Source organism: Burkholderia sp. Bp8994, from assembly GCF_003853805.1.
In the GTDB taxonomy this organism is placed as follows: Bacteria; Pseudomonadota; Gammaproteobacteria; order Burkholderiales; family Burkholderiaceae; genus Burkholderia.
In genome coordinates this window covers 126349-147495 of sequence record NZ_QTQH01000006.1, presented here as the reverse complement: position 1 = coordinate 147495, position 21147 = coordinate 126349, and the positions used below count along the sequence as shown (strand labels likewise).

Sequence of the window (21147 nt, the reverse complement as noted above, 5' to 3'; positions counted from 1 at the left end):
TACAAGCCTACATCGTGCTTTCATTCGAGCCTGCGCTCGAACGCGTACCACGATTGGCCGATATACTATGCGCCTCTCATTTCCCCGCACTCCACCATGCGACGACGGTTTCTCTGGCTGATCGTGCTTTCGCTCGGCATTGCGCAACAGGCCTCGGCGCAGCAGGTGCCAACGCTGCCTGCCTCCGCGCCCGAAGCGGCCGCATCCGCGCCGGCCGAGGCCTCCGCCCCGCTCGCGAACGATCAGCCGAACGAAGCAAACCGCCGCATCACCTCCTACCTGACGAAGAAATTCGGCGTCGCGAAAGAGCGCGCCGCGAAGCTCGCCGACATCGTGAGCGTCACTGCGACGAAATATTCGCTGCCTCCGGCACTCGTTTACGCGATTATCTCGATCGAATCGCGCTTTCAGGAAAAAGCGCGCGGCCAGCATGGCGCGACCGGGCTGATGCAGGTCGTGCCGGCAGCACACCGCGGCATGCTGCGCGACGTGAAGGACCTCACCGAGCCGAATGCGAACGTCGAAGCGGGCTCCAAGATCCTGTCGGGCTATGTGCGGGCGGCCGGTGGCAACGTGCAAGCCGGGCTGAGGAGTTATGGCGGCTCCAACGCGTATGCGGCGAAGGTGATGCAGCGCGTCGACGCGTTCCGCTTCGTGCTCGATCCCGACGACGGTACGAATACCGCGAGCGACGGGAAGGCACGCATGGTGCCGGTCAGCGATCCGTCCGCCGCGGCGCCGGCAGCGAAGCGTAACGGGAAGTAAGCGCACGGCACACCGTACGAGCGTCTCCTGAAGCAGCTCGACACACCGCCGCACACGCTCCCGCATCACTCCCGCGCGAAATGCGCGCGCAAGAATTCGATGAAAACCTGCGTCTTCGCGGGCAGCAACCGCGTTTCCGTCATCGCGTAGACGGGCACCGGCGTGCCCTCCCAGTCGGGCAGCACGCGGCGCAGCCGGCCGGCCGCCACATCATCGGCCACCACTTCCTCCGGCAACTGGATGATTCCCGCGCCGTGCACGGCCAGCTGCCGGTTCATGCCGACGCTGTTCACGACAAACCGACTGCCCACCGGCACCTCGACCGTGCGCTCGCCGCAGAGCAGCGTCCATGCGGCAACGCGTTGTACGCTCATGCACTGGTGCCGCGTCAGGTCGGCCGGTTCGAGCGGCTCGCCCGCGCGGTCGAGATAACGCGGCGACGCATACAGGCAGTTGCGGAACGTCGCGAGCCGCCGTGCGACGAGTTGCGAGTCCGCGGATTCGCCGATGCGGATCGCGACGTCGAACGGCTCGCTGACGAGATCGACGCGCCGCGACGTCAGTTCAAAATCGAACGTCAGCTTCGGATACCGTGCCGCGAATTCGACGATCAGCGGCGTCAGGTAGATCACCGCGAAATCGACCGGAAACGACGCGCGCAGCACGCCCGACGGTTCGGCCAGCAGCTCGCCGAGCTGCTCGTGCGCGAGCCGCGCCTCGTCGACGATCCGCTTGCAGCGCGCGAAATACAGCTGTCCGGCCTCCGTGAGTTCGATCCGGCGCGTCGTGCGATGCAGCAAGCGCAGGCCGATGGCCTTTTCCAGCGCGGCGATCCGCCGCGACAGCGTCGAGTTCGGCATGCCCAGCGTGTCGGCGGCGCTGCGGAAGCCGCGCGCCTTCACGACCTCCACGAACAGCGCCATGTCGTTCAGCAGTTCCATGCGGAATGCTCCACCAATGGATCAATGTTCTCCACGATACCCGGTTTATCTCGAAAAGGAAGCAATGGATGATGCAGACGTGGGCGCGAGGCCGGCGCAACGTGCGCGGTGAGCGCCCGATGCGGCATCGCCCCGATGACGCATTCCGAACTTCGATGAGGAAAACGAGATGAAACCCCTGTTCGTTTCGGCACGTGCCGATGAAGAAGATACGCAGCAACTGTTCGCCCCGGTCCGCGTCGGCCGGTACACGCTCGACAACCGACTCGTGATGGCGCCGATGACGCGCAGCCGCGCCGCATTCGACGGCACGCCCGGCATATTGGCCGCCGAGTATTACGCGCAGCGCGCCGGCCTCGGGCTGATCGTTACCGAGGGCACGCAGCCGTCGGACGACGGCCAGGGCTACCTGACGACGCCGGGCATTTATACCGACGCGCACGTCGCCGGCTGGAAGACGATCAGCGACGACGTGCACGCACGCGGCGGCCGGCTGTTCATCCAGTTGATGCACGTGGGCCGCATGTCGCACCCCGACAACACACCGCATCACCGGCCGGGCGTCGCGCCGTCGGCGATTGCACCGGGCGTGCCGATGTTCACCGCGACGGGCATGCAGGAGATTCCGGTGCCGCGCGCGCTGACGACTGCCGAGGTGCGCGACACCGTGAACGACTTCCGCTTCGCCGCGCGGCGCGCGATCGAAGCCGGCGCCGACGGCGTCGAGATCCACGGTGCGAACGGGTATCTGGTCCAGCAGTTCTTCGCGCCGAACGCCAATACGCGGACCGACGCATACGGCGGATCGATCGAGCATCGCGCCCGGTTCGCGATCGAAGTCGCCGCGGCGATCGCCGACGAGATCGGCGCGGACCGCACCGCGATCCGCCTGTCGCCCGGCACCACGCTGTGGGGCATCGACGAAGGTCCGGACAGCGCCGACCTGTACCGCTACCTCGCGACGCAGCTCGACGCGCTCGGCCTCGCGTATCTGCACGTGATGCACCAGGGTGACGAGTCGCTGCTCGCGGATCTGCGCGCGCGCTGGCGCGGCACGCTGATTCTCAATCGCCCGGGCCGCGCGCGCGATTCGATCGGCGCCGACGTAGCAGCGGGTCTCGCCGATCTCGAAGCGTACGGGCAGATGGTGCTCGCGAATCCGGATTTCGTGACGCGCGTGAAGACGGGCGCGCCATTGAACGACGCGCAGCGCGCCACGTTCTTCGGCGGCGATGCGCGCGGGTATGTCGACTATCCGGCGTTGAGCGGCGCGGCGGCGTGACGGAGTCGCGTGAGGCCGTCGCCGCGACATGCCGGAATGGTGTCGCGGCGATGGCCGGGGAGCCCCGTGCCATCAGCCGAACGGAACGACCGGATCGCGCATTGTTCCGACATTTCAGGAATAAAGGCGGCGATGGCCCGCAACCGGCCATTGTTCTGCTATTTCAGGAATTAAAAACAAAACGGCGACGCCTCCGCGCCGCCGTCTCGCACTGACCGGATCCCGCCGACCAGCCCTACCCGCTCAAAGCTGCCCCGCCGCCCCCGTCCACCGCAGGTAATCCCCGCGCGTCCAGTCGAGCGACACGCCCACGCGCTTCGTCCCCGGCCGGATCTTCGGCTTGTACATCGACAGCGTCAGCGACTCCAGCGCGGGCCATTCGCGGAACGACAGCACCGCGAGATCGGCGACGAGCGTCTCCAGCAGCCGCGTATGCGGCTTGTGCGACAGGAACGACGCGACGCGCGCGCAGTAGCCGTCGTAGTCGATCCACTCGCCCTGCTCGCTCGGCTCGCAGCGATACCCGAGCCGCGCATCGATCACGATCGGCTGCGGCGCCTCGTGCTCGTGCGCGTGGATGCCGATCCGCGCGGGCACCTTCAGTTCGTCGACGAACACGCTCCAGCCACGCCCGCGCAGGCGCGGCGCGTCGATCGCCACGAACGGTTCGTCGAACGGCTTCATGATGCGAGCGGCGCCGCGGCGTCGAGCATGATGCGCACGAAATAGTCGGCGAAGCTGCGGCGCAGGACGATCTCGAACGTATCGTCGCCGGTCGGGATCAGCGTGATCGGCGACTTGAAGTAGTGCGACTGCGCGCACTGGCCCGGCTTCAGCACGCGCGGATGCAGGTCGAGCGGGCAGCCGCGCGCGATCACGTCGCGCACGCGTTCGCCGCTGACCTCGACGACCGTGTAGCCGCTGCCGACGTCGACGGCCGCCGCATACGAACCCTGCACGGCCTCCGCGAGTTGCGCCTCGAGCACGCCCGCCTGCACGGGCCCGTTCGAGCGCACGAGCCACTCGTCGGGACCGAGCCACAGCACGTCGTACTCGGCGCCGCGCGCGACCGTGTTCGGCACCGCCGGCGGCCGGCAGCCGACCACGCGCTCGAACGCGCTGACGAATGCCGGGTCGCTCAGCTCGCCGCGCACGTTCACGAGATCGAGGAACGGCCGCTCGCGCAGCGTGAACTTCTTCGATGCGCGTGCCTGGTGCAGCTTCAGCACATCGGCCGCGCCGACGAACGGCGATTCAAGCGTCACGCCCGCGCCCGCCACCGGCGTCTGGTTTCTCGTTTCATTCCACATGCTGGCGCACCCCTTCGGTATCGTAGAAAACCGGGCTCGAGATCTTCGCGGTGATGCGCTTGCCGTTGGCCAGCGGAATCACGACGCTCTCGCCCATCTTGTTCAGGCCGCCCTTCACCACCGCCAGCGCAATCGAGCGCTTCAGGATCGGGCTGTAATAACTCGACGTCACGTGGCCGATCATCGGCGTCGGATCGACCGCCGACACCTGCGTGTCCTTCGCGATGATCTGCGCGCCTTCCGGCAGCACGAACTGTTCGTCCTCGGTCAGCAGGCCGACGAACTGCTTGCGGCCTTCCTTCGACGTATCGGAGCGCGACAGCGAACGCTTGCCGAGGAAGTCCTTCGACTTCGCGACGAGCCCGCCCATCCCGAGGTCGTACGGCGTGATCGAGCCGTCGGTGTCCTGGCCGACGATGATGTAGCCCTTCTCCGCGCGCAGCACGTGCATCGTTTCCGTGCCGTACGGCGTGATGTCGAACTCGGCACCCGCTGCCATCAGCGCTTCCCACACCGCGCGGCCCGCGTTGGCCGGCACGTTCACTTCATAGGCGAGCTCGCCCGAGAAGCTGATCCGCATCACGCGCGCCTTCGCGCCCGCGACGGTACCGTTCCGGTAGCTCATGAACGGGAACGCGTCGTTGCCGAAGTCGATGTCCTGGCAGACCTTCTGCACGACCTTGCGGCTCTTCGGGCCGACCACCGCGAACGTCGCCCAGTGATCGGTGACGGACGCGAGCCGCACCTTCATGTCGGGCCATTCGGTCTGCAGCCAGCGCTCGAGCCACGTGAGGACGCGCGCCGCGCCGCCGGTGGTCGTCGTCATCATGAAATGCTGGTCGGCGAGGCGCACCGTCACGCCGTCGTCGAACACCATCCCGTTTTCGTCGAGCATCAGCCCGTAGCGGCACTTGCCGATCTCGAGCTTGTTCCACGGGTTCGTGTACATCCAGTTCAGCAGCTTCACCGCGTCCGGACCCTGGATGTCGATCTTGCCGAGCGTCGACGCGTCGAGGATGCCGACGCCGTTGCGCACCGCGAGGCATTCGCGCTTCACGGCCGCATGCAGGTCCTCGCCCTTCTTCGGGAAGTACCACGGCCGCTTCCAGTTGCCGACGTCCTCGAACATCGCACCGTGCTCGACGTGCCATTCGTGCACGGCCGTCTTGCGGATCGGGTCGAGGAAGTCGCCCGTCTCGCGGCCCGCGAACGTACCGAACGACACGGGCGTGTAGTTCGGGCGGAACGTCGTCGTGCCCGTTTCCGGAATCGTCTTGCCGAGCGCCTGCGCGAGGATCGCCATCCCGTTGATGTTGCCGAGCTTGCCCTGGTCGGTACCGAAGCCCATCGCGGTGTAGCGCTTCACGTGCTCGACCGACTCGAAGCCTTCACGCGCGGCCAGCAGGATGTCGGCGGCCGCCACGTCGTTCTGGAAGTCGACGAACTGCTTCGGCCCGCGTGCGGCGGCCTCGCGGCTGCCGACGAGCCACAACGGCTGCAGCGCACCTTCGACGGTTTCCGCGACCTGCGGCGCGACGGGGCGCTGCGCGGCCGTGAAGCCCGCGGCCTTCGCCGCTTCGGCGCCCGCGTCGACCGCGAGCCGCAGCGCACGGGCGAGACCGAACTCGCCCGCGGCCGCACCGACGCTCGCTTCGGCCTGCACGGGCTTGCCCGGCAGGAAACACGCCTTCTCGTCGCTCCAGCACGCCTTGCCGCCCGACTGCGCAAACAGGTGCAGCACCGGGCTGAAGCCGCCCGACATCGCGACGAGGTCGCACGGCAGCGACTGCAGCTTGCCGCCGGTCTGGCCGTTCGAGTAGGACGCGACGTCGACCGACGATACGCGCCACTTGCCCGAAGCGGCCGTCACGACCGCACCGCTCATCACCGTCACGCCCTGCCGCTTCGCGGCCGCGGGCAGCGCGCCGTTCGACGACGCACGCGAATCGACGACGGTCACCTTCGCACCGCATGCCTTCAGGTCGAGCGCGGTCTGGTACGCACGGTCGTTGTTCGTGAACACGACCACGTTGCGGCCCGGCAGCACGCCGTAGCGATGCACGTAGGTGGACACCGCGCCGGCGAGCATCACGCCCGGCAGGTCGTTGTTGCCGAACACGATCGGACGCTCGTGCGCGCCGGTCGCGAGGATCACGCGCTTCGCGCGGACCTTCCACAGCAGCTCGCGCGTGCCCTTGCGCATCGACACCGGCTGGTGATCGGTCAGGCGCTGCGTGACCGTCACGAGGTTGTGGTCCTGGTAGCCGAACGCCGTGCTGCGCGACAGGATCGTCACGTCGGGCAGCTTGCGCAGCTCGGCCTCGATCTTCTCGACCCATTGCAGCGCGGGCTTCGCGTCGATTTCCGCGCGGCACGACAGCAGGCTGCCGCCGAGTTCGCGCTGGTCGTCGACGAGGATCACGCGTGCGCCGGCGATCGCTGCCGCATGCGCGGCGGCGAGGCCCGACGGGCCACCGCCGACCACGAGCACGTCGCAGTGCGCGTAGCATTTGTCGTAGCGATCGGCGTCGAGCACTTCGGGCGCCTTGCCGAGGCCGGCGGCCTCGCGGATCTTCTCTTCGTACTTCGGCCACATGTTGCGCGGCCACATGAAGGTCTTGTAGTAGAAGCCGGCCGGCATGAAGCGCGAGAACTTCTGGTTGATCGCGTACTTGTCGTTCTCGAGCGACGGCTCGGCGTTCACGCTCGTCGCGACGAGGCCCTGGTACAGCTCGATCTCGGTCGCACGCGCGTTCGGCACCGTGTACGGGCCGGTTTCGAGCTGCACGACGGCATTCGGTTCCGCGACGTCGGCCGTCACGATCCCGCGCGGACGGTGGTACTTGAAGCTGCGCGCGACGAAGTGCACGCCGTTCGCGAGCAGCGCGGACGCGAGCGTGTCGCCCTGGAAGCCCTGGTACGTGCGGCCGTTGAACGTGAACGTCAACGGAATCGCGCGATTGATGCGGCCACCGGTGCCGAGGCGGTCTTTCTGGCTCATTTGCTCGTGCCCTCTTCGTGTGCGTTGCCGGCAGCTGCGCCACCGAACTTTTCGTAGCCCTTGATATCGTAGGTCACCGTGTCGCGCGTCACCTTGAACCAGCGGCGGCAGCCCTGCGTGTGCAGCCATTGCTCCTTGTGCAGGCCGCGCTTGTTCTCGCGCATGAACACGTATTCGCCCCATTCGCGGTCGGTCATGGTCTCGTTCGCGACCGGGCGCACGATGTCGGCTTCACCGCCGCACGTGAACTCGGATTCGGCGCGCGGCCCGCACCACGGACATTCGATCAGCAACATGTTTCTTTCTCCAATGGTCGTCGGGTTTAGTGCGCAACGGCGGCAGCGCCGTGTTCGTCGATCAGGTGGCCCGTGTAGAAGCGGTCGAGCGCGAACGGGGCGTTCAGCGGGTGCGGTTCGTCGCGGGCGATCGTGTGCGCGAACACCCAGCCCGAGCCCGGCGTCGCCTTGAAGCCGCCGGTACCCCAGCCGCAGTTGAAATAGAGGCCCTTCACGTCGGTCTTGGTGATGATCGGGCAGGCGTCCGGCGACACGTCGACGATGCCGCCCCACTGGCGGTTCATCCGCACGCGCGAGAACACCGGGAACATCTCGATGATCGCCTGCAGCGTGCTCTCGATGATGTGGAAGCTGCCGCGCTGGCCGAAGCCCGTGTACTGGTCGATACCCGCGCCGATCACGAGGTCGCCCTTGTCGGACTGGCTGATGTACGCGTGCACCGCGTTCGACATGATCACCGAGTTCACCACCGGCTTGATCGGCTCGGACACGAGCGCCTGCAGCGGGTGGCTTTCGATCGGCAGGCGCACGCCGGCCATGTCGGCGAGCGTCGTCGTGTTGCCGGCTGCGACCACCGCGACCTTCTTCGCCTTGATGAAGCCCTTCACCGTGTCGACGCCGACCACCGCGCCGCCTTCGCGGCGAATGCCCGTCACCTGGCAGTTCTGGATGATGTCGACGCCGGCGCGGTCGGCGCCGCGCGCGAAGCCCCAGGCCACCGCGTCGTGACGCGCGACGCCCGCACGGCGCTGGATCGAGGCGCCGAGCACCGGGTAGCGGCTGTTCAGGTTGATCGTCGGCTCGATTTCCTTGATCTGCGCGGGCGTCAGGAATTCGGCGTCGACGCCGTTCAGGCGGTTCGCGTTCACGCGACGCTCGGTGTCACGCACGTCCTGCAGCGTGTGCGCGAGGTTCATCACGCCGCGCTGGCTGAACATCACGTTGTAGTTGAGGTCCTGCGACAGCCCTTCCCACAGCTTCATCGCCTTCTCGTACAGCGCGGCCGATTCGTCCCACAGGTAGTTCGAGCGCACGATCGTCGTGTTGCGCGCGGTGTTGCCGCCGCCGATCCAGCCCTTCTCGAGGATCGCGACGTTCGTGATGCCATGCTCCTTCGCGAGGTAGTACGCGGTCGCGAGGCCGTGGCCGCCGCCGCCGACGATCACGACGTCGTATTCCTTCTTCGGTTCCGGGCTCTTCCACTGCTTTTCCCAGTTCTCGTGATACGAGAGGCCGTTGCGGAACAGGCTGAATATCGAGTAGCGGCTCATGTTAGTGATCCTTCGTTAGCATTCGATGACGTTCACGGCAAGACCGCCGCGCGACGTTTCCTTGTATTTCGTCTTCATGTCGGCCCCCGTCTCGCGCATCGTCTTGATCACCGAATCAAGCGAGACGTAGTGCTGGCCGTTACCCTTGAGCGCCATGCGCGACGCGTTCAGCGCCTTGATCGCGCCCATCGCGTTGCGTTCGATGCACGGAATCTGCACGAGCCCGCCGACCGGATCGCAGGTCATGCCGAGGTTGTGCTCCATGCCGATCTCGGCCGCGTTCTCGACCTGGTCAGGCGTGCCGCCCATCACCGCGGCCAGCGCGGCGGCGGCCATCGAGCACGCGACGCCCACTTCGCCCTGGCAGCCGACTTCCGCGCCGGAGATCGACGCCGTTTCCTTGTAGATGATCCCGATCGCCGCGGCCGTCAGCAGGAATTCGACGATGCCGGCTTCGTTCGAGCCCGGCACGAACTTCACGTAGTAGTGCAGCACCGCGGGAATCACGCCGGCCGCGCCGTTGGTCGGCGCGGTGACGACCCGGCCGCCCGCCGCGTTCTCCTCGTTGACGGCCATCGCGTACAGGTTGACCCAGTCGAGCATCGACAGCGGATCGCGCAGCGACTCCTCCGAACGCGCGCGCAGGCGCCCGTTCAGTTCGGCCGCGCGGCGCTTCACGCGCATCGGGCCCGGCAGTTCGCCCTCGACCTTGCAGCCGCGCTCGACGCACGCGGCCATCGTGCGCCAGATCGCGAGCAGCCCGGCGCGCACTTCGTCGGCCGGCCGCAGCGCGCATTCGTTGCGCAGCATCAGTTCGGCGATCGACAGCCCGTGTTCGCGGCACTGGCGCATCAGGTCGTCGCCGGTGCGGAACGGATACGGCACCTCGACCGCCGCGCGCACGCCGTTCACGCGATCGCCGTCGCGATTCACGACGAAGCCGCCGCCGACCGAGTAATACTCTTTCTCGACGAGCAGCTGGCCGTGCTCGTCGAACGCCTGGAAGCGCATCCCGTTCGGATGCACGATGCTCGTGCCGCTCATCAGCTTGCGGTAGAAGCCGATGTTCTCCTTCTCGTCGAAGCGGATCGTCTGCTTGCCGAGCAGCGCCAGCGACTTCTCCGCGCGGATCGCCGCGAGCCGCGGCTCGATCAGGTCCGGATCGATCGTGTCCGGCAGGTGGCCCTCGAGGCCGAGCAGCACCGCCTTGTCGGTGCCGTGGCCCTTGCCCGTTGCACCGAGCGAGCCGTATAGTTCGACCCGCACGCGGCGCACGAAGCCGAGCAGGTTCGCGTCCTCGATGTGCGACGCGAAGCGGCACGCGGCGATCATCGGGCCGACCGTATGCGAACTGGACGGGCCGATGCCGATCTTGAACAGGTCGAACGCGCTGACGTTCATCTGGCTTCCTCTGGGTGGGCGTACGTGAAATGTCGTTGGCATCAGTACATCAAAGCGTAAAATTGGCCGATAGAACAAAAACGGCATCGGCGTGGGATACCGCCGCCAAGCCCCGCGCAGGACGGCCGGAAAGTGCGTTTTGACGATGATCGGCGACGCAAAACCACAAGTCGGCCGGCGCGCCCGCAAGCAGAGTGCAACAAGTGAGACCCGCCTTCCCGGCGTGACGAGATTGACCGCGATGACACCCGACGTACCCGCTTTCCCCCTCGCCGAACCTGCGCCGCGGCGCATCCGCTTCGGCATCGTGCTGCTGCCGAACTTCACGCTCACGGCCTTCTCGGGTTTCGTCGACATGCTGCGGCTGTCGGCCGACGACGGCGACTACAGCAAGCCGGTGCGCTGCGCGTGGAGCGTGATCGGCGAAACGCTGGCGCCGGTGCGCGCGAGCTGCGGGATCCAGATCACGCCGTGGGAAACCTTCGAGAGCGCCGAGCCGTTCGACTACGTGGTCGTGGTCGGCGGGCTGCTGCATTCGGGGCCGCAAGCCGGCCCCGAAACGCTCGAGTTCGTGCGCCGCGCGGCGGCGGACGGCGCGACGGTCGTCGGCATCTGCACGGGCGTGTTCACGCTGATGCGCGCGAACGTGCTCGACGGCTACCGCACCTGCGTGAGCTGGTTCCACTACTGGGATTTCATCGAGCGCTTCCCGAACGCCGATCCGGACCTGCTGATCGCCGATCGCCTGTTCGTGATCGACCGGCGCCGGATCACCTGCTCGGGCGGCCGTGCGTCGATCGACGTCGCCGCCGCGATCCTGCTGCGCCATTTCGACCATGCGACCGTGCAGAAGGCGCTGCGCATCCTGCTGGTCGGCGAGATGCAGAAAGGCAATGCGCCGCAGCCGCATCCGCCGGGCCTCGAGCCGGCCACGCATCCGAAGGTCAAGCGCGCGATTCTCCTGATGGAACAGCATGTCGGGCGCGCGCTGCCGCTCGAGGAACTCGCGTGCAAGCTGGACATGTCGACCCGCCAGCTCGAGCGGCTGTTCAAGGCCGAGACGGGCAAAAGCCCGCAGGCGTTCGCGAAGCAGGTGCGGCTGCGCACGGCCGCTTGGCTGCTGACCAGTTCCGACCGCACCGTCGCCGATATCGCGTCGAGCTGCGGGTTCGCCGACGCGTCGCACCTCGGCCGCGAGTTCCGCAAGCAGTTCGGCGTGCCGCCGGCGACCTATCGCGAGCGCGGCGGGGAAGTCGCGGAAGGCGGTATGTCGGCGGCGACCGATCCCGATCCCGTGGAAGACGTCGCCGACTGATTGACGATCACGCGCGCCGCCGGCGCGCGGCTTCGTTCTTCGTTCTTCGTTCTTCGTTCTTCGTTCTTCGTTCTTCGCTCTTCACCCTTCGCCTCGGCCCCCGCCGTTCGCCCTTCACCTCCGCCCTCCCTTCGCCCGCCAACCGCACATCGAACCCGGCACGATCGCCACATTTCCCCGCCATTTGGAACCGGTTCCAATCAATTTGACCGACGTTGCAACTCATTGATCGAGGGTTATTCCGGATGCTGACGCACCTTCAAATTTGTATGATGACCACATCACCTTACAAACCAGAGCGCCATGTTCGAGAAAATTCCCGCCCGTGCGATGAGCGACCACGTCGCGCAGCAGCTGCTGAAGCAGATCGAAGCCGGCAGTTTCTCGGCCACCGGCAAGCTGCCGACGGAAGCCGTGCTCGCGCAGGAATTCGGCGTGAGCCGCACCGTGATCCGCGAGGCGATCTCGCGCCTGAAGAACGAAGGCGTGGTCGAGCCGCGCCAGGGCAGCGGCGTGTACGTGAACCAGCACGGCGCGATCCGGCCGCTGCGGATCGACTACGCGGAAGCCGTCGAGGCGAGCTCGCTGCCGCACCTGCTTGCGGTGCGCCGCGCGATCGAGGCTGAAGTCGCGGCCGAAGCCGCGCTGCATCACACCGCCGACGACATGGCCGACATCGACGACGCGCTGCGCAAGATCGACGATGCGGTGGCCGAAGGGCGCGACGGCGTCGCGGAAGACGTCGCGTTCCACCGCACGATCGCGGCCGTTACCGGCAACCCGTATTTCCTGAAGACGCTGCAGTTCCTGAACCAGTACCTCGAGGCCGGCGTGAAGGTCACGCGGCGCAACGAAGCGACGCGCGAGGATTTCTCGCGGCAGGTGCGCGACGAACACGCGGCGATCGCGGACGCGATCCGCGCACGCGACCCGATGGCGGCGCGCAACGCGGCACGCACGCACATGTACAACGCCGCGCGCCGCCTCGCGGAAGCCGGCATCTGTTGATGAACGAATGCGGCGGCCCGGGCCGAACCGGCGCCGTCGTTGTCCCGAACCTTTTCCGAATCGATCAAGGTTGACCATGTCACGAAATGTTGGAGTCATCGGCCTCGGCGCGATGGGCCTCGGCGTCGCCCGCTCGCTGCTGCGCGCGGGGTTCCGCGTGCACGCGTGCGACGTGCGCGACACCGTGCTGCAGGCATTCGCGGCCGAAGGCGGCGTGGCCTGCGCGAACCCGGCCGAACTCGGCGCGCAGTGCGACGTCGTCGTCACGCTCGTCGTCAATGCCGCGCAGACCGAAACGGTGCTGTTCGGCGAGCACGGCGCGGTCGCGGCGATGAAGCCGGGCGGCGTCGTGATCGCGAGCGCGACCGTCGCGCCCGACTTCGCGGTTGCGCTCGGCGCGCGCATCGAGGCCGCAGGCCTGCAGATGCTCGATGCGCCGGTGTCCGGCGGCGCCGCACGCGCGGCCTCCGGCGAGATGACGATGATGACGTCGGGCCCCGCCGCCGCGTATGCGGCCTGCGATGACGTGCTCGCCGCGATCGCCGGCAAGGTCTATCGCCTCGGCGACGCGCACGGCATCGGCTCGAAGGTGAAGATCATCAACCAGCTGCTGGCCGGCGTGCATATCGCGGCGGCCGCCGAGGCGATGGCGCTGGGCCTGCGCGAAGGCGTCGATGCCGACGCGCTGTACGACGTGATCACGCACAGCGCCGGCAACTCGTGGATGTTCGAGAACCGCGTGCCGCACATCCTGAACGGCGACTACACGCCGCTGTCGGCCGTCGACATCTTCGTGAAGGATCTCGGCCTCGTGCTCGATACCGCGCGCCGCAGCAAGTTCCCGCTGCCGCTGTCGGCCACCGCGCACCAGATGTTCATGAGCGCATCGAGCGCCGGCCACGGCGGCGAGGACGATTCCGCCGTGATCAAGACTTTCCCCGGCATCACGCTGCCGCCCGCCCGCTGATTCGAACGACGTTCCCGCCATGACCGCTTCCGCTTCCCGCCCCCTGCTCGGCTGCATCGCCGACGATTTCACCGGCGCGACCGATCTCGCGAACATGCTCGTCAAGAGCGGCATGCGTACCGTGCAGACGATCGGCGTGCCCGCCGGCGGCACCGCAATCGATGCCGACGCGATCGTCGTCGCGCTGAAGTCGCGCACGATTCCCGCCGCCGACGCCGTCGCGCAATCGCTTGCCGCCTACGAATGGTTGCGCGCGCAAGGGTGCCGCCAGTTCTTCTTCAAGTACTGTTCGACGTTCGATTCGACCGACGCGGGCAACATCGGGCCGGTGGCCGACGCGCTGCTCGATGCGGCCGGCGGCGACTTCACGATTGCGTGCCCGGCGTTCCCGGAGAACGGCCGCACGATCTATCGCGGCCACCTGTTCGTCGGCGACGTGCTGCTGAACGAATCGGGAATGGAGAACCACCCGCTCACGCCGATGAAGGACGCGAACCTCGTGCGCGTGCTGCAGCGGCAGACGAAGTCGCAAGTCGGCCTGATCCGCTACGACACGATCGCGCTGGGTGCGGCCGCCGTGCGCGAGCGGATCGAGCAGCTGCGCGCGGAAGGCGCGCGCTTCGCGATCGCGGACGCGCTGTCGGATCACGACCTCTACGTGCTCGGCGAAGCGTGCGCGGGCCTGCCGCTCGTCACCGGCGGCTCGGGCGTCGCGCTCGGCCTGCCCGCGAATTTCCGCCGCGTGGACCAACTGCCCGAGCGCGACAACGCAGCCTCGCTGCCGCAGATCGACGGATCGTCGGCGGTGCTCGCCGGCAGCGCGTCGAAGGCGACCAACGCACAGGTCGCCGCGTGGCGCGAAAGCCGGCCGAGCTTCCGGATCGATCCGCTCGCGGCCTCGCGCGGCGAACCCGTCGTCGACGCGGCACTCGCGTTCGCACGCTCGCACCTGCCGCAGCCCGTGCTGATCTACGCGACCGCGACGCCCGACGAAGTGAAGGCCGTCCAGCACGCGCTCGGCGTCGAAGCGGCCGGCCATCTCGTCGAAAGCACGCTCGCGGCGATCGCCCGCGGCCTGCGCGACCTCGGCGTGCGCAAGTTCGTCGTGGCCGGCGGCGAGACGTCCGGCGCGGTCGTGCAGGCGCTCGACGTGAAATCGCTGCAGATCGGCGCGCAGATCGATCCGGGCGTGCCGGCGACGGCCACCATCGACGCGCAGCCGCTCGGCCTCGCGCTGAAGTCCGGCAACTTCGGCACGGTGGACTTTTTCGACAAGGCGCTGCGCGCACTCGACGGAGCCGCATGATGAGTCACGAAGCGACACTGCGCGAAGAGATCTGCGTCGTCGGCGCGAGCCTGTATGCGCGCGGCCACGCGGTCGGCAGCGCCGGCAACATCAGCGCGCGCCTGGACGACGGCTGGTTGATCACGCCGACCGACGCGTGCCTCGGCCGCCTCGACCCGAACGACATCGCGAAGGTCGGCCTCGACGGCCAGCCGGTATCGGGCGGCAGGCCGTCGAAGACGCTTGCGCTTCATCGCGGGATCTACGCGCGCAACGCGCAAGCGCACGGCATCGTCCATACGCATTCGACGCACCTCGTCGCGCTGACGCTCGCGGGCGTGTGGCGCGACACCGACGTGCTGCCGCCGCTCACGCCGTACTACGTGATGAAGGTCGGCCACATTCCGCTGATCCGCTATCGCCGCCCCGGCGACCCGGCCGTCGCGGCCGAAGTCGCGGCGCTCGCCGACCAGGTGCGCGGCGTGCTGCTCGACCGCCTCGGCCCGGTGATGTGGGGTTCGTCGGTGTCGCACGCATCGTATGCGCTCGAGGAACTCGAGGAAACCGCGCGGCTGTGGCTGATGACGGACCCGAAGCCCGAGCCGCTGTCCGACGCCGCGCTCGACGAACTGCGCCAGGCCTTCGGCGCGCGCTGGTAACGCAACGCGTCGCGTATACGAATCACACAGGACTCCGTAGCGATTCCCATGCCCGCCGTGTGCGCGGGCCCTTCCGTCAGCACACACACACGATCCGGCGGCCTACGCGCCGCCGGCACACGACATATCTGGAGACGACGATGACTGCTCTCGACGCGGCCGCAAGCCGCTCGCCCGCCGCGCCCGCCCAATCGGCCGAGCTCGACCGCACCTACAGGAAAGTGTTCTGGCGCATCGTGCCATTCCTGATGCTCTGCTACGTGGTCGCGTATCTCGACCGCGTGAACGTCGGCTTCGCGAAGCTGCAGATGTCGCAGGACCTCGCGTTCAGCGAAACCGTGTTCGGCCTCGGCGCCGGCATCTTCTTCCTCGGCTACTTCCTGTTCGAGCTGCCGAGCAACCTGCTGATGCACCGCATCGGCGCACGCATCTGGATCGCGCGGATCATGATCACGTGGGGCCTGCTGTCGGCGGTGTTCGCGTTCGTGAAGACGCCGACGCAGTTCTACGTGCTGCGCTTCCTGCTCGGCCTCGCGGAAGCCGGCTTCTATCCGGGCGTGATCCTCTACCTCACGTACTGGTTCCCGTCGCATCGGCGCGCGAAGATCATCGCGGTGTTCATGTCCGCGATTCCGGTGTCGGGCATCTTCGGCAACCCGCTGTCCGGCTGGATCATGGAGCGCTTCCACGGCGGCTCGGGCTTTCACGGCTGGCAATGGATGTTCGTGATCGAAGCCGTGCCGGCGCTGCTCGTCGGTATCGCGACGATCCTGTATCTCGACAACGGCATCCGCAGCGCGAAGTGGCTCGACGCGCGCGAGAAGCAGCTGCTCGAGGACGAAATCGCCGCGCAGCCGCAGGAACAGCAGCAGCACGGCCATTCGCTGAAGGCCGTGTTCGCCGACCCGCGCATGTGGTGGATGTCGCTGATCTACTTCGCGTTCGTCACCGGCCAGTACGGCCTCACGTTCTGGATGCCGACCCTCGTGAAATCGACCGGCATCACCGATACGCTCCAGATCGGCCTGCTGTCGGCGATCCCGTTCGTCGTCGCGATCGTCGTGATGAACCTGTTCGGCCACAGCGCGGACAAGCGCCGCGAACGCCGCTGGCACCTGATCGTGCCGGCGCTGATGGGCGCGGTCGGGTTTGCGGTCGCCGCGTCGTACTCGCACAATACGGCGGTGTCGATCGTGTTCCTGTCGCTCGCGGCGGGCGGCGTACTGACCTGCGCACCGCTGTTCTGGTCGCTGCCGACCGCGTTCCTCGCCGGCTCCGCCGCGGCCGCCGGGATCGCGATCATCAACTCGGTCGGCAACCTCGCCGGGTTCGCGAGCCCGTACGTGATCGGCTACCTGAAGGACGTCACGCACAGCACGTCGTCCGGCATGTACGTGCTGGCCGGCATGCTCGTGATCGGCGCGATCGCCGTGTGGCTCACGCCCGCGAAACTCGTGAACCGCTGACCCTTCATTCGACGCGGGGCGCCGGGCGCCCCGCCCCATTCATTCACCGGACCGCTGCCATGCCCCGCTTCGCCGCCAACCTCTCGATGATGTACACCGAGCACGCGTTCCTCGAACGCTTCGCCGCTGCCTCGCACGACGGCTTCAAGGCCGTCGAGTACCTGTTCCCGTACGACTTCGCCGCCGAGGACATCCGCGCGCGCCTCGACGCGCACGACCTCGAGCAGGCGCTGTTCAACGCGCCGCCCGGCGACTGGGCCGCCGGCGAACGCGGGATCGCATCGCTGCCGGGCCGCGAGGACGAGTTCCGGCGCGGCATCGACCAGGCGCTCGATTATGCGCGCGTGCTCGGCAACAAGAAGCTGCACGTGATGGCCGGGATGGTCGCGCCGGGCGCCGATCGCGCGCGCCATCGCGACACCTACGTGGCGAACCTGCGGCATGCGGCGCAGGCGGCTGCCGCGCACGGCATCACGATCCTGATCGAGCCGATCAACCAGCGCGACATGCCCGGCTATTTCCTGAGCCGCCAGGACGATGCGCACGACATCCGCGCGGAAGTCGGCGCGCCGAACCTGAAGGTGCAGTTCGACTGCTATCACTGCCAGATCGTCGAGGGCGACCTCGCGATGAAGCTCAAGCGCGATTTCGCGGGCATCGGCCACATCCAGATCGCCGGCGTGCCCGAGCGTCACGAGCCGGACATCGGCGAACTCAATTACCCGTATCTGTTCGCGCTGATCGACGCGCTGGGCTACGACGGCTGGATCGGCTGCGAGTATCGCCCGAAGGCCGGCACGTCCGAGGGCCTCGGCTGGCTCAGGCCGTACCTGTAATTTCCGTATTCCTCAGAGGGCAAAGAACATGAAAGTACTGATCACCGGCGGCGCCGGCTTTCTCGGCCAGCGTCTCGCGCGCAAGCTGCTCGAACGCGGCGAGCTGACCGGCCCCGACGGCCGGAGCAGCAGGATCGACGAGCTGGTGCTGCTCGACGTCGTCGAGGGCAGCGATTTCGGCGACGCGCGCGTGACGTCGATCGTCGGCGACATCGCCGATCGCGCGGTGCTCGAAAGCGCGATCGACACGCAGACGGGCGCGATCTTCCACCTCGCGGCGATCGTCAGCGGGCAGGCCGAAGCCGATTTCGATCTCGGCATGCGGATCAACCTCGACGCGTCGCGCACGCTGCTCGAAGTGTGCCGCGCGCGCGGCCATCGTCCGCGCGTCGTGTTCACGAGCTCGGTGGCCGTCTACGGCGGCGTGCTGCCCGACGTCGTGCGGGACGATACCGCGCTGAATCCGCAATCGTCGTATGGTGCGGAAAAGGCGATCGCCGAGCTGCTGCTCTGCGACTACGCGCGCCGCGGCTTCGTCGACGGCCGCGTGCTGCGGCTGCCGACCATCAGCGTGCGGCCGGGGCGCCCGAACGCGGCTGCATCGTCGTTCGCGAGCGGCATCATCCGCGAGCCGCTGAACGGCGAGGAAAGCGTGTGCCCGGTGCCGGGGTCGACGCGGCTGTGGCTGCTGTCGCCGCGCGGCGCGATCGACGCGCTCGTCGCCGGTTGCGAGCTCGACAGCGAGAAACTCGGCAACAAGCGCGTGATCAACCTGCCCGGCCTGTCGGTGTCGGTCGACGAAATGATCGCGGCGCTGCGCGAAGTCGCGGGCGACGAGGTCGTGAAGCTGATCCGCCATGCACCGGACGAACGCGTCGAGAAGATCGTCGGCAGCTGGCCGGGCCGCTGGGACACGACGCGCGCGGAAGCGCTCGGGCTGAAAGGCGACACGTCGTTCGCGGACGTCATCCGCAGCCATCTCGCCGACGAACGGCGTTGACGGCCGCGCCGCCCGGCAGGCAAGCAGCCGCCCCGGCGTCGCCGCTGCCCGCCCGGCAGGCCGGCAACGCCCGGCCGCATCAGCGCGGCCCGGCGGACTCCCCGACGTGTATCGATGCGCGCTTCGCGCCGGATGGCGAGCGCGCCGCGCCGGCCGCATGCTGCCACGCCAGCAATCCGGGCAGATAGAACAGCAGATCGCGCACTCGTCGCGCGCCGGCGAGCGCCAGACAGGTCGGCGCGTCGAACCCGAGCAGCCCGCCGATCAGCACGAACCCGCCCTCCTGCACGCCCAGCCCGCCCGGCATCAGGAACGCGATGCTGCTCAGCAGCTGGATCAGCGCTTCGATCGCGAGCGCCTGCGCGAACGTCGGATCGGCGCCGAGAAAACGCAGCGCGAGCCAGATTTCCAGCGCATAGCCGGCGAACTGCAGCGTCTGCCAGATCACCAGATAGCGGACGACGATACCCGTCTTGCGCCAGATCACAAGGATCGACTGATCGGTGCGTGCCGATTCGCCGACCAGCGCCACCACCTTGCCGCTCGTGACGCGGTTGACCACGCGCATCGCGCGCTCGAACGGCCGCGCGTGCTGAACCAGTGCGAACAGCAGCAGCACCGGCACCAGCGCCGCCATGCCGATGGCGAGGCGCGCGGCAACCTGCGCGGCATCGGACGATACGTGTTCGAGCACGTAGCCGATCGCGACCAGCGCGAACACGAGCTGGCTGATCAACGTCAGCTGCATGTCGGCGACGAGGCTCGCCACGGCGGTCGCCGGGCGTACGCCCGCCTGCCGCAGCAGGCCGAACGACACGATCTCGCCGCCGATTCGCGCGACCGGCAACAATCCGTTGATCGATTCGCGGATCCACACGAGCTTGAGCATCGTCGCGAACGACGGCCGGCGCGGGCCGCGGATCAGCATCCGCCAGTCCCACGCATTCGCAAGCATCGGCAGGATGTGGGCCAGCGCGGCGACCAGCAACCCGGCGCCGGCGATCCTCAGCCGGTGCAGGATCTCCAGCGGATGCTCGCGCCAGACCAGCCACACCGCGAGCACCAGCCCGGCCAGCGCCGCCGCGCGCCCCGCTTGCCGCAGGCGCGCGTCGCAACGCTCGGACCGCCGGTCCGCGCCTTCGAGGTCGGCATGCGTGTCGTGCGTCATGATTTCCCCGCGGGCGACAGCAAGCCCTCGCGGTCGACGCGAAAGCGCGTGCCGCGCCAGACGACGTGCGACGAGAAGAAACTCGACACGAACACCACGAACTGCAGGAAATCGACGAACGGCAACCAGAGCGCGCCGCGCAGACCCGCGCCGGTGGCGCGGCTCGTCTTCAACATCAGCAGCGCCCGCGCGACGAGCGCCGCGAACGCCAGCCCCCAGGCGGCGAGCGTGCCGCCGGAAAACAGCACGGCCAGCATCGCCAGCGGCAACGGGTGCATCAGCACCGACCCGGCGTGACCGAGCCGGTCCGCCGCGCGGATCGTGCAACTCCAGCGCAATTCGTGCGCGTACAGCGTGGCGAACGTCTCTTCGACACAGGCGTGCCCGACGACCAACGGCGGGACGACGACCTGCGCGCCGACCTGCCGCACTGCTTCGCCGAGCGCGTGATCCTCGGCCAGGTGATGCGCGAAACGCGCGAGCCCGCCGATGCGTTCGAGCGTCGCGCGCGTGATCGCAATCGTCTGGCCAAAGCACGGACGGGCGCGCCCGATGAAAAGCCCCGTGATGACGCCCGGCAGGAAATGGTAGTTCGTCATCGCGACGGCGACACCAGGCCAGAAGCCCGGCGACGCGATGCCGCGATACACGCTCGTCACGATGCCGACTTCCGGCTGCTGCAGCGCGCCGACGACGGCACGCAGATAATCGCGCTCGACCAGCACGTCGCTGTCGGCAAGACACAGCACTGAATGTTCCGCGTGTTCGAGCATGTTGACGAGGTTCGCGATCTTGCGGTTCGGCCCGTACAGTCGCGCGTCGGCGACGACCTTGATGTTCGCGTCCGGATGGCGCCTGCGCAACGTTTCGACGGCCGCGAGCGCCGCGTCGCCCGCATCGTGCACGCCGAACAGATGCTGTACCGGCCCCGGATAATCCTGCACGAAGAAGCTTTCGAGATGCTGTACGAGATTCCATTCGTCGCCGTGCAGCGGCTTCGCGACGGTCACGCCCGGATAATCGCACGGCACCGCCCGCGCGCGGGAAAAGAACCGGCCGACCAGCACGCTGGCCGTGACCGTGTAGGCAATGCCGAGCAACACGCCCAGTCCGCAGGCGATCGACATCGCGCCGGCCAGCGCGTGCAGCAGATGCAACAGGATCATGCTTCTCCCC

At 67.9% G+C, this 21147-nt stretch carries 19 protein-coding genes; 10 read left to right on the top strand and 9 right to left on the bottom strand.

Features of this window, described 5'->3' with window-relative positions; all coding sequences use genetic code 11:
• Positions 1-96: 96 nt before the first annotated feature.
• On the top strand, positions 97-765 hold the full coding sequence (locus DIE04_RS08130; RefSeq protein ID WP_124521427.1) for a lytic transglycosylase domain-containing protein: 669 nt from the start codon (positions 97-99) through the stop codon (positions 763-765).
• A 65-nt stretch (positions 766-830) separates the two neighbouring features.
• Here the strand turns inward: DIE04_RS08130 and DIE04_RS08125 are convergent, their stop codons facing one another.
• Positions 831-1706, bottom strand: coding sequence for a LysR family transcriptional regulator (locus DIE04_RS08125; protein ID WP_124521425.1), 876 nt, complete (start codon positions 1704-1706; stop codon positions 831-833).
• Positions 1707-1875: 169 nt separating this feature from the next.
• Here DIE04_RS08125 and DIE04_RS08120 point away from each other — a divergent pair, with 169 nt between their 5' ends.
• Positions 1876-2988: an alkene reductase gene (locus DIE04_RS08120; protein ID WP_124521424.1), complete on the top strand. Its 1113-nt coding sequence runs from the start codon at positions 1876-1878 to the stop codon at positions 2986-2988.
• 243 nt (positions 2989-3231) lie between these two features.
• On the opposite strand, the gene DIE04_RS08115 is transcribed toward DIE04_RS08120, so the two are convergent.
• The 6 genes from DIE04_RS08115 to DIE04_RS08090 are packed head-to-tail and all read right to left on the bottom strand — an operon-like array spanning position 3232 to position 10267.
• Entirely contained in the window at positions 3232-3672 is a 441-nt protein-coding gene (locus DIE04_RS08115) for a dihydroneopterin aldolase (protein ID WP_006749884.1), read from the bottom strand.
• A complete protein-coding gene (locus tag DIE04_RS08110) occupies positions 3669-4298 on the bottom strand; it encodes a sarcosine oxidase subunit gamma (RefSeq protein ID WP_044844412.1) in 630 nt (209 codons plus the stop codon). Before DIE04_RS08110 ends, DIE04_RS08115 begins: the two co-directional genes overlap by 4 nt.
• Positions 4288-7299 carry a sarcosine oxidase subunit alpha family protein gene (locus tag DIE04_RS08105; RefSeq protein WP_044844413.1) on the bottom strand — a complete coding sequence of 1004 codons (3012 nt, stop codon included), beginning with the start codon at positions 7297-7299 and terminating at the stop codon, positions 4288-4290. Before DIE04_RS08105 ends, DIE04_RS08110 begins: the two co-directional genes overlap by 11 nt.
• Positions 7296-7595 (bottom strand): sarcosine oxidase subunit delta, encoded by a 300-nt coding sequence (locus DIE04_RS08100; protein ID WP_124485108.1) that lies wholly within the window; start codon positions 7593-7595, stop codon positions 7296-7298. The genes DIE04_RS08105 and DIE04_RS08100 overlap by 4 nt, the downstream gene beginning before the upstream one ends.
• 26 nt (positions 7596-7621) lie before the next feature.
• The gene (locus tag DIE04_RS08095; RefSeq protein WP_034180813.1) at positions 7622-8866 is read right to left on the bottom strand and encodes a sarcosine oxidase subunit beta family protein; all 1245 of its coding nucleotides are present in this window, start codon (positions 8864-8866) and stop codon (positions 7622-7624) included.
• A 15-nt stretch (positions 8867-8881) separates the two neighbouring features.
• On the bottom strand, positions 8882-10267 hold the full coding sequence (locus DIE04_RS08090; RefSeq protein ID WP_124521422.1) for an L-serine ammonia-lyase: 1386 nt from the start codon (positions 10265-10267) through the stop codon (positions 8882-8884).
• A gap of 241 nt (positions 10268-10508) precedes the next feature.
• Between DIE04_RS08090 and DIE04_RS08085 the strand changes: the two genes are divergently transcribed.
• The 8 genes from DIE04_RS08085 to denD all read left to right on the top strand — a co-directional run bounded on the left by DIE04_RS08085 (position 10509) and on the right by denD (position 18803).
• Positions 10509-11582: a GlxA family transcriptional regulator gene (locus tag DIE04_RS08085; RefSeq protein ID WP_124521420.1), complete on the top strand. Its 1074-nt coding sequence runs from the start codon at positions 10509-10511 to the stop codon at positions 11580-11582.
• A gap of 303 nt (positions 11583-11885) precedes the next feature.
• A complete protein-coding gene (locus DIE04_RS08080; RefSeq protein WP_044844417.1) occupies positions 11886-12590 on the top strand; it encodes a FadR/GntR family transcriptional regulator in 705 nt (234 codons plus the stop codon).
• 76 nt (positions 12591-12666) lie between these two features.
• On the top strand, positions 12667-13557 hold the full coding sequence (gene ltnD / locus DIE04_RS08075; RefSeq protein ID WP_124521418.1) for an L-threonate dehydrogenase: 891 nt from the start codon (positions 12667-12669) through the stop codon (positions 13555-13557).
• Positions 13558-13576: 19 nt separating this feature from the next.
• Positions 13577-14863, top strand: coding sequence for a 3-oxo-tetronate kinase (gene otnK, locus DIE04_RS08070; protein WP_124521416.1), 1287 nt, complete (start codon positions 13577-13579; stop codon positions 14861-14863).
• Entirely contained in the window at positions 14863-15501 is a 639-nt protein-coding gene (locus tag DIE04_RS08065) for an aldolase (RefSeq protein ID WP_124485393.1), read from the top strand. The genes otnK and DIE04_RS08065 overlap by 1 nt, the downstream gene beginning before the upstream one ends.
• 140 nt (positions 15502-15641) lie before the next feature.
• Positions 15642-16967: an MFS transporter gene (locus tag DIE04_RS08060; protein ID WP_044844420.1), complete on the top strand. Its 1326-nt coding sequence runs from the start codon at positions 15642-15644 to the stop codon at positions 16965-16967.
• Between the two features lie 59 nt (positions 16968-17026).
• Positions 17027-17803 (top strand): 2-oxo-tetronate isomerase, encoded by a 777-nt coding sequence (gene otnI / locus DIE04_RS08055; protein WP_124521414.1) that lies wholly within the window; start codon positions 17027-17029, stop codon positions 17801-17803.
• Between the two features lie 28 nt (positions 17804-17831).
• Positions 17832-18803, top strand: coding sequence for a D-erythronate dehydrogenase (gene denD, locus DIE04_RS08050; protein WP_124521412.1), 972 nt, complete (start codon positions 17832-17834; stop codon positions 18801-18803).
• A 79-nt stretch (positions 18804-18882) separates the two neighbouring features.
• Here denD and DIE04_RS08045 read toward each other — a convergent pair whose 3' ends face one another.
• Together DIE04_RS08045 and hpnI are read right to left on the bottom strand one after the other, a co-directional pair.
• Entirely contained in the window at positions 18883-19971 is a 1089-nt protein-coding gene (locus DIE04_RS08045) for a lysylphosphatidylglycerol synthase domain-containing protein (protein ID WP_124521410.1), read from the bottom strand.
• Positions 19968-21137 carry a bacteriohopanetetrol glucosamine biosynthesis glycosyltransferase HpnI gene (gene hpnI, locus DIE04_RS08040; protein ID WP_124521408.1) on the bottom strand — a complete coding sequence of 390 codons (1170 nt, stop codon included), beginning with the start codon at positions 21135-21137 and terminating at the stop codon, positions 19968-19970. Before hpnI ends, DIE04_RS08045 begins: the two co-directional genes overlap by 4 nt.
• Between the last annotated feature and the right edge of the window lie 10 nt (positions 21138-21147).

Excerpts from the sequence above, each read along its gene's own strand:
- denD (WP_124521412.1), top strand. The coding sequence starts at position 17,832 with ATGAAAGTACTGATCACCGGCGGCGCCGGCTTTCTCGGCCAGCGTCTC.
- DIE04_RS08130 (WP_124521427.1), top strand. The coding sequence starts at position 97 with ATGCGACGACGGTTTCTCTGGCTGATCGTGCTTTCGCTCGGCATTGCG.
- DIE04_RS08105 (WP_044844413.1), bottom strand. The coding sequence starts at position 7,299 with ATGAGCCAGAAAGACCGCCTCGGCACCGGTGGCCGCATCAATCGCGCG.
- DIE04_RS08065 (WP_124485393.1), top strand. The coding sequence starts at position 14,863 with ATGAGTCACGAAGCGACACTGCGCGAAGAGATCTGCGTCGTCGGCGCG.
- DIE04_RS08110 (WP_044844412.1), bottom strand. The coding sequence starts at position 4,298 with ATGTGGAATGAAACGAGAAACCAGACGCCGGTGGCGGGCGCGGGCGTG.
- DIE04_RS08085 (WP_124521420.1), top strand. The coding sequence starts at position 10,509 with ATGACACCCGACGTACCCGCTTTCCCCCTCGCCGAACCTGCGCCGCGG.
- DIE04_RS08115 (WP_006749884.1), bottom strand. The coding sequence starts at position 3,672 with ATGAAGCCGTTCGACGAACCGTTCGTGGCGATCGACGCGCCGCGCCTG.
- DIE04_RS08095 (WP_034180813.1), bottom strand. The coding sequence starts at position 8,866 with ATGAGCCGCTACTCGATATTCAGCCTGTTCCGCAACGGCCTCTCGTAT.
- DIE04_RS08045 (WP_124521410.1), bottom strand. The coding sequence starts at position 19,971 with ATGACGCACGACACGCATGCCGACCTCGAAGGCGCGGACCGGCGGTCC.
- otnI (WP_124521414.1), top strand. The coding sequence starts at position 17,027 with ATGCCCCGCTTCGCCGCCAACCTCTCGATGATGTACACCGAGCACGCG.
- DIE04_RS08100 (WP_124485108.1), bottom strand. The coding sequence starts at position 7,595 with ATGTTGCTGATCGAATGTCCGTGGTGCGGGCCGCGCGCCGAATCCGAG.
- ltnD (WP_124521418.1), top strand. The coding sequence starts at position 12,667 with ATGTCACGAAATGTTGGAGTCATCGGCCTCGGCGCGATGGGCCTCGGC.
- DIE04_RS08060 (WP_044844420.1), top strand. The coding sequence starts at position 15,642 with ATGACTGCTCTCGACGCGGCCGCAAGCCGCTCGCCCGCCGCGCCCGCC.
- DIE04_RS08090 (WP_124521422.1), bottom strand. The coding sequence starts at position 10,267 with ATGAACGTCAGCGCGTTCGACCTGTTCAAGATCGGCATCGGCCCGTCC.
- hpnI (WP_124521408.1), bottom strand. The coding sequence starts at position 21,137 with ATGATCCTGTTGCATCTGCTGCACGCGCTGGCCGGCGCGATGTCGATC.
- otnK (WP_124521416.1), top strand. The coding sequence starts at position 13,577 with ATGACCGCTTCCGCTTCCCGCCCCCTGCTCGGCTGCATCGCCGACGAT.
- DIE04_RS08125 (WP_124521425.1), bottom strand. The coding sequence starts at position 1,706 with ATGGAACTGCTGAACGACATGGCGCTGTTCGTGGAGGTCGTGAAGGCG.
- DIE04_RS08120 (WP_124521424.1), top strand. The coding sequence starts at position 1,876 with ATGAAACCCCTGTTCGTTTCGGCACGTGCCGATGAAGAAGATACGCAG.
- DIE04_RS08080 (WP_044844417.1), top strand. The coding sequence starts at position 11,886 with ATGTTCGAGAAAATTCCCGCCCGTGCGATGAGCGACCACGTCGCGCAG.